This is a genomic window from Marinococcus tarijensis, from assembly GCF_054971385.1.
In genome coordinates this window covers 50,691-63,198 of record NZ_JBQOJA010000014.1, presented here as the reverse complement: position 1 = coordinate 63,198, position 12,508 = coordinate 50,691, and the positions used below count along the sequence as shown (strand labels likewise).

Below are 12,508 nucleotides of genomic sequence, written 5' to 3'. Positions count from 1 at the left end.
GAAGGTCACTCCTTTTACTGTATGGAAGTAATCATGTGATACATAGGTAAAAATACTGCAGCGAAAAGACTTAAAATCAGAATGCCGACTGAAAAGAAAAGAATGGGCTGGGCAGTCATGGTCATCCGCTGGATGTCTGTTTCGAGTTTGTGCTGCGTTTGGCTGCTGTACTGCACAAGCACCTGGCCGAGTGCTCCAATAGACTGGCCGTACTGCACCGCCTGGCCGAGGCTTTCAAGGTACCACGGTCGCCGGAACGTTTCCGGCAGAGGAGTCCCGGCAGCGAGCATCTGTTCAATACGCGCACCTTCTTCCTGAATCAGCGGGGAATGCTTTTGGTTTTTTAATACCAGGCAGCTTTCGGAAAGAGACAGTCCATTTAAGAGCAGATAGCCGAACTGTTCAGTGAAAGAAGCGGTAGTTCTCATAGTAATAAAAGGACGGAGAAACGGCAGCCTGGTCCAAAAAAGAGTCCGACGAGAGGCGGGTTTCGGGCGGACAGCCAAAGCATAAAATATTCCGAAGCCGGCGAGCAGAATAAAAATAAAGACAAAGAAAAAAGGGGCAGCAGAAATCATTTTCATCACCATCCGGGTGTAAAAAGGAAGATCCATGCTCAGCTGTTCAAACAGCTCGAGAAACTGTGGAAAAAGGTAGCGGACAAATACATAAGCGAGAATTATCAGCAGCCACAGAAGAAATAACGGGTAATACAGAACTTTACGGAAGCTGCTCCAGGCCTCGAGGCGGCTCATATAATGATTACCTGCTGCAGTCAATCCTTCAGAGAGACGGCCGGACTGCTCCGCAAAATAAACAAAAGCAGCAATGTCAGAGGGAAAATAGTGTTCAAGTAAAAGCTCATGCAGCTCCCGGCCGCTGCGTAGGTCTCTTCGTATGCTGCGGAGGGAAGCGGTGACGAAAGCGGGCTGTTCCCAGGAAAGCATCTGTATGGATTGATCCAGATGATACCCGCTGCCGAGCAGCTCGCCCAGCTGTTGAAGAAACAGTGCTTTAGCCTCCGGCTTCCAGCTTCTTTTTAACAGCTTGCTCATACCCTGGTCTCCGCAAAGGCTTCCTTGCCAAACAAGCCGAGCGCATAACCCCGCTTCAGCTGCTCATTTATCCGGGGTGACTCGAGTGGTTTATTGGAATCAAGCATGGAATGGATATCCTTTCGGGTGGAAAAATCAAATAGCGCTAAGCGTCCGGGGGTGGAAAGAGAAGTGGTGGAAATAAGCCGCTGGTGGGCAATGAAGGTGGTGGTTTCAAGGAGGTCTGTTTTTGAAAGGCCAAGGTCCAGCAGTCTGCGAAGGACCCCAAAGGTACTGCCAGCATGCAGTGTAGTGAGAACCAGGTGGCCGGTGAGTGCTGCCCGCAGTGCCAGCTGTGCTGTTTCAGTGTCACGTATTTCTCCAATCATAATAACGTCTGGGTCATGCCTCATAGAAGCTTTCAGAAGAGATGCGTAGGTAAGCCCCGCTTTTTCGTTAACTTCGGTCTGAATGCAGCCGGGTATCCGGAGCTCTACAGGGTCTTCGATAGTAATAATACGCTGCGGGTGGGAGGCAAGCAGGTGCTCGAGCATGGCGTAAAGGGTGGTGGATTTACCAGACCCGGTAGCGCCAGTCAAAAGAATCAATCCTTTACGGTGGGCAAGAACGTCTTCGAACGAGCGTGTAGTGGTGGAAGTTAAAAACAATTGCGGGAGGGTAAACTGAAAAGTCTGCGGAAGCAGCCGTATGGAAAAGCTTTCCATACGTTCTGAAGGCATGGTGGAAAAACGGAGTTGTACAGGGGGATGAAGCGAGCGGTAAGTAAGTGAGCCATCCTGCGGACGCCTTCGTTCGCCGATATCCATACCGGCCCTAAACTTTAAGTGCGTAATAAGCCGGTGAGCGAAAGCTGCGGAATACGTATCTGAAAGCTCAAGGTGCCCATTGATACGAAAATAGACAGATGCTTCTGAATAAGACGGCAGCAGATGAATATCTGATGCGCCGGCGGCCGCTGCCTGATGGATCAATTGCCGTGTAAATGATTCGATGTTGGTCAAGGCCTCACCTTCTTTCTGAAAAGTAATTTTATTATATGGTAAAACAAAGGAATAATCTACCATTTTTTTCAATGTATTAATTTTTTAAGAAAAGCGTAACGGAAGCAGTGGTGTGATAAAATATAAAGGGCATCCCAATATTCCGTCAGGAATTTAAAACCAACTTGACACATAAGAATTATACGGATAAAATTGACCATAATAAAATGACCAGTTTATATACATGGATAAGATAAAGCTAAAGAGAAAATTATTTTGTCCTCAGAACGTTTAGATTGCAGTTAAATTTATTTGTGAGGTGGAGAGAGTGCAATTGCAGGTTACGAATAGTCCTTTTAGCCAGGAGCAGGTAGATTTACTGAACCAGCTCCTGCCGACATTAACAGAAAATCAGAAAATTTGGTTAAGCGGATATTTGGCTTCCCAGGCAGCTTCGGGTGCTGCACCGGCAGCAGCTGAAGCGCCGGCTGTCCAGGAAGCGGCTGTACCCCAGACGTCCCAGGCGGAGGCGGCTTCCAAGGAAGTGACCATTTTATTTGGTTCCCAGACTGGTAACGGTCAAATGATTGCAGAAGACAGCTCAAGAAGACTTAAAGATCAGGGCTACAATGTAACTGTAAGTTCGATGGACGATTTTAAGACGAAAAACATGAAAAAGGTGGAAAACCTATTAGTCATTGTAAGTACACACGGGGAAGGCGATCCTCCGGATAACGCTATTTCCTTCCATGAGTTTCTGAACGGGCGTAAGGCGCCGAAACTCGAAGATGCACGTTTTTCCGTACTTGCGCTTGGGGACACCTCCTACGAATACTTCTGCCAGACAGGCAAGGATTTTGATCAGCGGCTTGAAGAGCTTGGAGGCACCCGTCTGTATCCAAGAGTAGACTGCGATGTTGATTTCGACGATGATGCCGAAGAATGGATCCAGGGTGTTCTTTCGAGCCTGAACGAGCTTCAGGAAGAAACGGCGCAGGCGGCAGAAGCCCCTGCAGGAGCGGCCGCGCCAGCTGCCTCTGCCACGGAACAGCCGTCATATTCAAGAACTAATCCGTTCCGGGCGGAAATATTGGAAAATATTAATTTAAATGGCCGGGGCTCCGCAAAGGAAACCCGTCATGTAGAGCTTTCGCTTGAAGGATCAGGCCTGACTTTTGAGCCTGGGGACAGCCTCGGCATGTTTCCGGAAAATGATCCGCTTCTGGTTGATCAGCTGATTCGCGAAATGGACTGGAATCCGGAAGAAACAGTAGTATTGAATAAGCAGGGCGATATTCGCTCGCTTCGTGAAGCGCTCCTCTCTCATTTTGAAATTACGGTTTTAACGAAACCGCTGCTTGAAAAAATGAGCAGGCTGACAAACAATGAAAAACTCCCGGAGCTTTTGGAAACAGAACAGGCGGATGACCTGCGCTCATATCTCGAAGGACGTGACCTTTTGGATCTGTTGAAGGATTACGGGCCATGGCAGGGGGGAGCTGCAGACGTGGTCGGTAATTTACGGAAAATACCGCCGCGCCTGTACTCGATTGCAAGCAGTCCCTCCGCCAATCCTGATGAAGTGCATTTAACCGTAGGAGCCGTTCGCTACGATGCGCACGGGAGACCACGGACAGGTGTCTGCTCCGGACAGTGTGCAGAGCGCACGGAGCCGGGAGATACGCTCCCTATTTATATTCAGCACAACCCGAATTTCAAACTTCCGGATAACCCGTCCGCCCCTGTTATTATGGTAGGTCCGGGAACTGGCATTGCACCGTTCCGCTCATTTGTTGAAGAACGTGAAGAAGTCGAGGCGGACGGCAAATCGTGGCTGTTCTTCGGAGACCAGCATTTCCGGACAGACTTTCTGTATCAGACAGAATGGCAGCAATGGCTTGAAGAGGGCTCGTTATCAAAAATGGACGTAGCCTTTTCAAGGGATAACGAAGAAAAGGTATATGTCCAGCACCGGATTCTCGAAAATAGCGGAGAAGTTTATCAGTGGCTGCAGGATGGTGCGTTTCTGTACATCTGCGGAGATGAAAAACGAATGGCCCATGACGTGCATGAAGCCCTGGTGACAGTGCTTGAAAAAGAAGGAAATATGACACATGAAGAAGCTGAAGCGTACATGCTCGATCTGCAGCAGCAAAAACGCTATCAGCGTGATGTATATTAATAACTACCGGGGAGGAACCAAACGCATATGTCAGAATACAGCAGCTTAAAAAACATTCAGGATGCCCCGTTAGATGGAATGGAGCACTTGAAAAAAGACAGTAACTTCTTACGCGGTACGCTTGTTAAAACGATGGCAAACCCTATTACTGCGAGCATTCCTGAAGCAGATGGAAAGCTGATGAAGTTTCACGGCAGCTACATGCAGGACGACCGGGACCTGCGCAACGAACGCCGCCAGCAAAAGCTTGAACCAGCTTATCAGTTTATGCTCCGTGTCCGCCTGCCGGCCGGGGTCATTACGCCGGAACAGTGGCTCACAATGGATGAGGTGTCGCATAAATACGGAAACGGTACTCTCCGGCTGACTACCCGCCAGACGTTTCAAATGCACGGGATTCTCAAATGGAATATGAAAAAAAACCTGCAGGAGATTAACGCAGCCATGATGGACTCGATTGCCGCCTGTGGGGACGTGAACAGAAACGTTATGTGCAATGTGAATCCGAATCAATCCGATGTGCACGGGGAAGTTTATGAGTATTCCAAACAGATTAGCGACCATCTGCTGCCGCGCACCACGGCTTACCATGAAATATGGCTGGATGAAGAGAAAGTGGCAGACAGTAAAGAAGAAGTGGAGCCTATTTACGGTGAAACGTACCTGCCGAGAAAGTTCAAGATCGGGGTGGCGGTTCCGCCGTCCAACGATATTGACGTTTTCTCCCAGGACATCGGCTACATTGCCATTGTGGAAGACGGGGAGCTGCAGGGTTTTAACGTATCAGTCGGCGGCGGCATGGGAATGACACACGGAGAGCCGGATACGTATCCGCAGCTTGGACGCGTTATCGGATATGTGCCAAAAGATGAAGCGGTAAATACTGCGGAAAAACTGCTGACGATTCAGCGCGATTACGGCAACCGCTCCAACCGGAAAAACGCCCGTTTCAAATATACGATTGACCGCTACGGTGTCGAATGGCTGAAAAGCGAATTGAATGAACGGCTCGGCTATGAAATAGAAGCTGCCCGTCCGTATGAATTTGAAAGCAACGGAGACGAATATGGATGGATCAAAGGCAACGACGGTAAGTGGCATTTCACCCTGTTTATTGAAAATGGACGGATCAAGGATGAAGAAAATTATCAGCTGATGACCGGCCTGCGGGAAATAGCCAAAATTCATACCGGCGACTTTCGGATGACGCCGAACCAGAACGTTGTCATATCCGATATTACGAGCTATAAAAAACGGCAGATCAGCAAATTGATCGAGGATTACGGTCTGACAGACGGAAAGCATTATTCCGCTCTCCGCCGCAATTCGATGGCCTGTGTTTCCTTTCCGACCTGTGGACTCGCCATGGCGGAAGCAGAGCGTTATCTTCCGTCTTTGGTCGATAAACTTGAAGTGATGCTTGAAGAGCAGGGCCTTCGGGATGAAGATATTATTATCCGGATGACGGGATGTCCAAATGGCTGTGCCCGGTCAGCGCTCGGAGAGATCGGCTTTATCGGAAAAGCACCCGGAAAATACAATATGTATTTAGGCGCAAGCTTTACCGGAGACCGCCTGAGCAAGCTTTACCGGGAAAACATCGGGGAAGAGGAAATTTTAAGTGAACTCGAACCGATGATTGCCCGTTTTGCGAAGGAGCGTTACGAGGGAGAGCATTTCGGGGATTTTGTTATCCGCGCAGACTACGTTAAAGCAACTACAGACGGAATGAATTTTCATGACTGATAACAACGGGGGCGCGCATAAGCGGCTCCCGTTTTTCTGTGAATTTAAAAGGACTATTTTTTCTTCAGTGCTTTTTTCAGGGTTGTACCCTGTTTCCATGTGCCATAAGATGAAATATAGTGCGTTAAAACAATTATACGCAAGGTAATCGAACTATGCAGGAGGCCGTCATGAGTATAAGAATACGAACCGTAGAAGCAGAAGATATCCCCAGTCTCGCAGAAGCTATGCAGACCTATATTGTGGATCATTACGAGCATCCGGATCCCGGCATCGGTAAATTAAAAACGTTAATCAAAAAGCTTCTGGCCCAGCCGGAAATCGGCATCCAGTTTATTGTGGAGCATTACGGCGAATTGATCGGTTTTGCTACCTTATATCAGACATTCAGTACCCTTCAGGTTAAAAAAACAGCGATCTTAAACGATCTGTATATTTATCCCGAATTCCAGGGACAGCATTACGGAAAAGAACTTCTCGAATTTGTTCTTTCTTACGTGCAGTCGGAGGATTTTGCCGGCATGGTGCTTGAAACAGACCGGAGTAATAAAAAAGCACGCAGACTTTACGAATCACTCGGCGGGGCCAAAAGCGCATGGACGCATTACGAGTGGGAGTTTTAATTAAGCAAAATATTTTACTCTGATAAAGTTTGAGCAGACTAAAGGATCTATGCTAAAATCTTCTTTGTGCGTTTAAACTGTATCTATGTACATAAACGATAAATGAAGAGAAACGAGGGAAACAAAGTGGAGTACGCAGTTATAGTTTCAGTCCTGGTGTTGATTGTGCTCAGCCTTTTCCGGCTGAATGTCATTCTGGCACTGATGGGTGCAGCAGTGACGGCAGGACTGCTGGCCGGCCTGTCATTTACCGATACCATTGAAATGCTCGTATCCGGTATGGGCGGGAGGGCTGACACCGCTCTCAGCTACATTCTGCTCGGTGTTTTTGCAGTTATGATTGGCTATTCAGGTATTACAGGATTTTTAGTGACGAATCTGGTGAAGCTGTTAAAAAATAAACGGGCGGCTTTGCTTCTGACAATTGCAGGAGTGGCCTGTTTATCACAGAACCTTATTCCGGTACATATTGCTTTTATTCCAATACTTATACCGCCGCTTCTGCATTTGTTTGATCATATGAAAATCAACCGGAGAGCTGTGGCCGTGAGTTTGACCTTCGGTTTAAAGGCGCCGTATATCCTGATTCCTGCAGGCTATGGGTTAATTTTTCACAATATTATTTTTGAAAGCATGAACGAAAATGGCATGGATATTGATTTCGGTCAGATCTGGCAGGCAATGATTATTCCAGTAGGCGGGATGGTGGCCGGTCTGCTGATAGCTGTATTCGTGACGTACCGCAAAGACAAAGAAATGGACACCGGAAGCGTAGATGTTACGGAAGCAGAGGCTTCCCTGAAGGATACGAAAAAATTTCGGCTGTCGCATTTGCTGACGCTGATAGCGATTGTATTGGCGCTGCTGGTACAGGTATGGACAGAGTCGCTGGTGATTGGTGCATTGATGGGTATTGCAGCTATGTTTATCTTCCGGATCGTTCCGGTGAAAGAGGCCGATCAGACGGTGAACGACGGAGTTCGCATGATGGGAATGATCGCCTTTGTAATGCTGCTCGCCTCCGGTTATGCAACTGTGCTGCAGGACACCGGAGCAGTAGAGCAGTTAGTGGCAGTTACATCGGATGTTCTTGGGGGAAGCCAGATGCTCGGGGCTTTGGTAATGCTTTTAACAGGACTGCTGATCACCATGGGTATTGGTTCTTCATTCGGGACGATTCCAATTCTTGCGGCGTTGTTTGTGCCACTGAGTGCCACACTCGGCTTCTCTCCGCTCGCCACTGCAGCTTTAATCGGCACCGCGGGGGCAATTGGGGATGCAGGATCTCCGGCTTCTGACAGCACGCTCGGTCCGACTGCAGGCTTGAATGCCGATGGACGCCATGATCATATATGGGACACATGTGTACCGACATTCCTACACTTCAACATTCCGCTGTTTATCTGCGGACTGGCTGCAGCGTTTCTTCTGTAGGATTCCCGCAGCAAATGGATTGCAAAATTAGTCCAAAAAAGGTAAAGTAAAACATGAATAAACAATGTATGTTTTATACGAACGATAGAAATTTTTAGACAATAGGGCTGAAAATAAGTCGTTACACTGCCAGGAAATGAAACCCCGGGAGTCGTCTCAGGCGGCTCCCTATAAAATTTAATAAACAGTAAATGATGCAGGATCGTTAGACAGTTGAGCTAAACGGTAAGCTACAAAGGATATTTTTCCTCTGTGGCTTTTTTTATGCTTTTATAAGCCTGCGTTTCTTCTGTGAAGACCGCGAAAGGGCGAAGGCAAAACAAAATGATGTTTGGAAGAAAAGGAGAAGAATGTGATGTCAGAAGTAAAGGAAGTACAATCAGCGATAGCTGGATTTATTGGAAAGGTTTTGAGGGAAAGCTTTGGAAAAGGTCCGATCTCTGTACATACTACGTGGGCTCCGCCTTATTTTTGTGTCCATATCCGTGATTTTTTAGTACCAATGGAACAAATTTTAATTCAAAAAAACGAAGGCAGGAAAGTGGAAGAATTAAGAGAGATGCTGATGAGCGTTCTCTATGCAGATATAAAATCAGAACTCGAAGCGGTTACCGGAAAGGAAATACTCGATATTTATACAAACTGGAACCTCGATCAACGTTCCGGAGTAATTTTCGGTACAGTTGATGCGCCTGCGGAATCGGGGATTGTGGAAAAGTGGCAGGAGGAGTTAAACAGCGTCGTAAAAAAAGCAGGAGAAAACAAAGAAGGTCTGTCTGCCTCGGTAAATACAAAACCTTTAAATCACCGCGTAGTGCTGATTGAACGAACGAATGTATTGACTCCGGTAGAACGCCAGCTTCTTGAAGAAGGATATGCAGAGAAAGTTGAAGCAGCAAAAACGTCCCTCGTAAAAGGCATTATTGAAGAAACAGATTTACTGGCACGGATGCCGCGGGAAGTGATCGATCCATTTATTATCTGGGACGTGGATAAAGACATTAATTATTTAATATTTGTCTGCAGCAGCAAGGAGCCTGAGACAAAATAAAGCCGCTCTTTTGATTAAAAGAGCGGCACCGGTATTAAAGGGAAGTAGGCTTTACGACAATTTCGTCTTTTTGGGCAGCGCATTCATGATACAAATGCCTTAAAGGATGTTTAGTGTTTGGCTGCCAGGGTTTTTCCGGACCGGTAAAATGAATAACCGCCGGCTTTTCGGCAGCGCTCATCACCTTTTTTCCCTGACGGGTATCAGGCACAGCCTTCAAAAACATATCGGTCATTGTATTCCATTTAGGATGAAGCTCGAACCAATGGTTGTAAAGCACAGCGTTTAAGCCGTCCTGATCGTGATAAAGCATTCGGCTCTCATGCTTTTGGATAAACTGTACGACCTGGTCGGTCACCTGTTGTTTTTTCCAATTCGTCACCTGAATCATCATAACGCCGGAATTGAAATACTTAGCATCCGGCGGCATGAATAAATCGTCGTTGCGGTAAAATCCGCCAAAGTTTTCTACTGCGGCAATAACCTGGCGCCGCAAAGGAATCTTCCATAAAATTGTAATGTCTTCCTGAATGATAGTATCACAGTCGATATACAATACTTTGTCTACATCCGTAAACAAGTACGGAATGGACAACCGGTAATAGGCAGCATTGGTAATATGATAGGAATATTTGTGATTTGCCTGAAAAAGATTTTTATATTTGTTTGTGTCGATGGCGTGAAACACGACACGGGATTTAAAATGAGCTCCGAGCTGCTCGAGCATTTGCTTTTGATAGCTGCTCCACCCGGTTTCAATAACATGAAATTCGATTCTTTCCGGCCTGGCTGTGTTCGTAAGCAGCGAAGTCAGGGAAACGGCTGTATGCTCCGCATAATTGGCGTCAGCTACAGTCGTAACAATATAGGGAGAAGAATAAGACATAACAAGCACTCCTTCGTGGGGTAATAGTAATAATCTGTTTTAGTCACAGAAGCACCCGATGCATGCCTGGAACTAAAAAGAATCAGCTGTCAGGCTTTTTCTTTTCAGCTTATGATTAGCTCCCAATGGTCTAACTCATTGCTGCTGAAGCGGATTTTATTCATTTTTAAAAACAGCATAAAAATATGCAGGTAACTATACATATATCCTTCATGCATCTTTTTGAAACAAATTAACAGCGATTGAACAAAAAATAAGCTTTTGGAACTAGGGTGAAAGCAGGTTGAATGGAAGATGCCTGAAAGAAGATGGCAAAAATCATGTATCAGGGGAATGGGTGCATGTTAAAGTGAAGGAGAACAGAATAAGGAAGGGGACAAAATAATGGAAATGAGTGAAGTCACCGCCAAGCTGATAGAAGCAAAAAACAGGAAGCGAGCTACTTATCAGGATCTAGCGGAAGCCGTGGGCCGCAATAAAACCTGGGTTGCTGCTGTAATTCAGGGTCAGGCATCAATGGACGAAAAAGAAGCAGACGCGCTCATTAACTACCTCGAAGTTCCTTATGAAGAAATTAAGCATGAACTGATGGCTGTGCCGTACAAAGGTTCTCTAAGCGAAGGCGTTCCGACAGATCCGCTTATTTACCGTTTTCATGAAATTACTCAGGTATACGGAACGACATTAAAGGAAATCATTCATGAGGAATTTGGTGATGGTATTATGAGCGCCATTGACTTTAAAATGGATGTAGAACGTGAGGAAGACCCAAAAGGGGACCGGGTGGTTGTCACGTTGAACGGCAAATTTCTTCCATATACTAAGTGGTGAACGAGTAAACACAATAAAGCCGCCTTTCCAATTTGATGGAGAGGCGGCTCTGTATTTATAAAAGCTTATAAGTAGATTAATCTACTACGGTTACTTCCACGCTTCGACGGCCGAAGGAATAAGCTTCGGACTTACTTGGAACGTGAACGTCAATACGGTTTCCGTTTATCGCTCCGCCGGTATCCGCTGCCGTATAAGTACCCATGCCTTCAATTTGTACTTCAGAGCCAAGTGGAATTACGTCAGGGTCTACAGCTATTACTTTCGCATAACGGTTAGTATTTAAATTTACACCGGTAGCTGTAATGCCGCTGCAGCCTGCGCAGTCTGCCGTATAAGCAGTGGCTTCGACTGTCATGGACTCTCCGCCGGAGGTGTCTTCAGAGCTGCTGCTTTCGGAAGTGGAGGCAGATTCTACAGCTTCATTATCACTGTCGTCTGCTTCAGAGCTTTCTTCAGTATCGTTATCACTGGAGCTGCTGGAGCTTTCTCCGTACAGCGCTGCTTTTGTATTCGGGCCAATAATGCCGTCGACTGTAAGACCTTCATCAGCCTGGAAATCACGGACAGCTGCTGCTGTAATCGAACCAAAAATCCCGTCTACTTCATAATCGTAATATCCTTTATCATCGAGTACAGATTGGGCTTCGGATACAGAGTCATTGGAGTCTCCCTGGATCAGTAGGCTGTCTGATGCATCACTTACCGCTGGTGCTGCAAAAGCTAAAGCTGTACCAAGAACTGCGCCGCCGATCCAATGTGAAGCTTTCGTAGATTTCATCATGTTTGAAAAATTCCTCCTCGGAGAGTATAAAAATTTTTTTATTTAGTAAGCATTAAGGGTGAATGAACGTAAACAAATTAGTATTGGATGCGTATGTGAAAACAACCTATCGCACGTTTGTAAATTTAACTTGAAGAAGAAGAACTTTCAAGCGAATAGGACGAATGTAATGCAAACGTAACAAGATTAAGCTTTATGAAATATATGAGAAATTATGTGTAATATTTATAAAATCCCTTTAAATTAAGGTTTTAAGGCAATTTAACTTAAGATTCCAATGAAAAAACGAACGTAATATTACAAATGAAAAACGTGAGAAAAATAACCTAATTTTGACGTTTCGTGAGGAATGAACTAATCTATAAACATCAGTAAGGCTGTAATATGCTGCAGAAGAAAAAAGGGGGGCAGGGCGGGGAAAAACACTCCGCAGTACAACAAAGAACCCCCTGAATTATCAGGAGGCTCTTAGAAAGCTATGTGGAAAACATAAATCGTGAGAAATTAGTTGTGCGTCAGTCGTTGCTTAAATGCTGATAAAGGGTGATTTTAAGTAAATCTGTCAGGACAGTCAGAGGGATATTGGACATCGACCATCCTTTTTCCATGGCTTTTTCCTTTGTTTTGTTCCAAATATTGTCGTCTTCGGCAACGTCAATGAAATCATGGCCGGCAAATGTAATTTTAATATTATGGTAGCTTGTCACCTGCTTACTCAAGGTTTTATGCCGGGTAGCCTCGATCAGGCCTCCGTCGGTGAGCAGATACATGTAGTAATCGGTTTCTTCGTTTTTAGATGTGAGGCTGAAGCCGGGCTTTTGCTCTTTCAAGTCAATCAAAAGCTTCCTGATTGATTCCATGTCTCGTTCCATAACCATTTTATCTTCCACCTTTTTTATACTTACTGAAATTATAATATTTGGACTGACTTAAATG

Annotated in this window: 11 protein-coding genes; 6 read left to right on the top strand and 5 right to left on the bottom strand. The window is 45.9% G+C overall.

The genetic code is table 11. The features are described 5' to 3' along the window. Positions 1-14 precede the first annotated feature (14 nt). Together comGB and comGA are read right to left on the bottom strand one after the other, a co-directional pair. A complete protein-coding gene (comGB, locus tag ACTTK7_RS09690) occupies positions 15-1,055 on the bottom strand; it encodes a competence type IV pilus assembly protein ComGB (RefSeq protein WP_462867762.1) in 1,041 nt (346 codons plus the stop codon). Further along, positions 1,052-2,056 (bottom strand): competence type IV pilus ATPase ComGA, encoded by a 1,005-nt coding sequence (gene comGA / locus ACTTK7_RS09685; RefSeq protein WP_462867760.1) that lies wholly within the window; start codon positions 2,054-2,056, stop codon positions 1,052-1,054. Before comGA ends, comGB begins: the two co-directional genes overlap by 4 nt. A gap of 307 nt (positions 2,057-2,363) precedes the next feature. Here comGA and ACTTK7_RS09680 point away from each other — a divergent pair, with 307 nt between their 5' ends. The 5 genes from ACTTK7_RS09680 to ACTTK7_RS09660 all read left to right on the top strand — a co-directional run bounded on the left by ACTTK7_RS09680 (position 2,364) and on the right by ACTTK7_RS09660 (position 9,071). Further along, entirely contained in the window at positions 2,364-4,217 is a 1,854-nt protein-coding gene (locus tag ACTTK7_RS09680) for an assimilatory sulfite reductase (NADPH) flavoprotein subunit (RefSeq protein ID WP_462867758.1), read from the top strand. Positions 4,218-4,244: 27 nt separating this feature from the next. Next, positions 4,245-5,963 carry an assimilatory sulfite reductase (NADPH) hemoprotein subunit gene (gene cysI, locus ACTTK7_RS09675; RefSeq protein ID WP_462867756.1) on the top strand — a complete coding sequence of 573 codons (1,719 nt, stop codon included), beginning with the start codon at positions 4,245-4,247 and terminating at the stop codon, positions 5,961-5,963. A gap of 170 nt (positions 5,964-6,133) precedes the next feature. After that, positions 6,134-6,586 (top strand): N-acetyltransferase family protein, encoded by a 453-nt coding sequence (locus ACTTK7_RS09670; protein ID WP_462867754.1) that lies wholly within the window; start codon positions 6,134-6,136, stop codon positions 6,584-6,586. Positions 6,587-6,712: 126 nt separating this feature from the next. Beyond that, positions 6,713-8,020, top strand: a complete 1,308-nt coding sequence (locus tag ACTTK7_RS09665) for a Na+/H+ antiporter family protein (RefSeq protein WP_462867752.1) — start codon at positions 6,713-6,715, stop codon at positions 8,018-8,020. Between the two features lie 355 nt (positions 8,021-8,375). After that, positions 8,376-9,071: a Na-translocating system protein MpsC family protein gene (locus ACTTK7_RS09660; RefSeq protein ID WP_462867750.1), complete on the top strand. Its 696-nt coding sequence runs from the start codon at positions 8,376-8,378 to the stop codon at positions 9,069-9,071. Between the two features lie 34 nt (positions 9,072-9,105). Here ACTTK7_RS09660 and ACTTK7_RS09655 read toward each other — a convergent pair whose 3' ends face one another. Then, on the bottom strand, positions 9,106-9,957 hold the full coding sequence (locus ACTTK7_RS09655) for a glycosyltransferase family 8 protein (protein ID WP_462867748.1): 852 nt from the start codon (positions 9,955-9,957) through the stop codon (positions 9,106-9,108). Between the two features lie 384 nt (positions 9,958-10,341). Here ACTTK7_RS09655 and cynS point away from each other — a divergent pair, with 384 nt between their 5' ends. Next, positions 10,342-10,788: a cyanase gene (gene cynS / locus ACTTK7_RS09650; protein WP_462867746.1), complete on the top strand. Its 447-nt coding sequence runs from the start codon at positions 10,342-10,344 to the stop codon at positions 10,786-10,788. 76 nt (positions 10,789-10,864) lie between these two features. Here cynS and ACTTK7_RS09645 read toward each other — a convergent pair whose 3' ends face one another. Next, positions 10,865-11,572 (bottom strand): 3D domain-containing protein, encoded by a 708-nt coding sequence (locus ACTTK7_RS09645; RefSeq protein WP_462867744.1) that lies wholly within the window; start codon positions 11,570-11,572, stop codon positions 10,865-10,867. A 515-nt stretch (positions 11,573-12,087) separates the two neighbouring features. Continuing rightward, on the bottom strand, positions 12,088-12,450 hold the full coding sequence (locus tag ACTTK7_RS09640) for a DUF2513 domain-containing protein (protein ID WP_462867742.1): 363 nt from the start codon (positions 12,448-12,450) through the stop codon (positions 12,088-12,090). Positions 12,451-12,508 lie beyond the last annotated feature (58 nt).

Excerpts from the sequence above, each read along its gene's own strand:
- ACTTK7_RS09655 (WP_462867748.1), bottom strand. The coding sequence starts at position 9,957 with ATGTCTTATTCTTCTCCCTATATTGTTACGACTGTAGCTGACGCCAAT.
- ACTTK7_RS09660 (WP_462867750.1), top strand. The coding sequence starts at position 8,376 with ATGTCAGAAGTAAAGGAAGTACAATCAGCGATAGCTGGATTTATTGGA.
- ACTTK7_RS09640 (WP_462867742.1), bottom strand. The coding sequence starts at position 12,450 with ATGGTTATGGAACGAGACATGGAATCAATCAGGAAGCTTTTGATTGAC.
- cynS (WP_462867746.1), top strand. The coding sequence starts at position 10,342 with ATGGAAATGAGTGAAGTCACCGCCAAGCTGATAGAAGCAAAAAACAGG.
- ACTTK7_RS09645 (WP_462867744.1), bottom strand. The coding sequence starts at position 11,572 with ATGATGAAATCTACGAAAGCTTCACATTGGATCGGCGGCGCAGTTCTT.
- comGB (WP_462867762.1), bottom strand. The coding sequence starts at position 1,055 with ATGAGCAAGCTGTTAAAAAGAAGCTGGAAGCCGGAGGCTAAAGCACTG.
- ACTTK7_RS09670 (WP_462867754.1), top strand. The coding sequence starts at position 6,134 with ATGAGTATAAGAATACGAACCGTAGAAGCAGAAGATATCCCCAGTCTC.
- cysI (WP_462867756.1), top strand. The coding sequence starts at position 4,245 with ATGTCAGAATACAGCAGCTTAAAAAACATTCAGGATGCCCCGTTAGAT.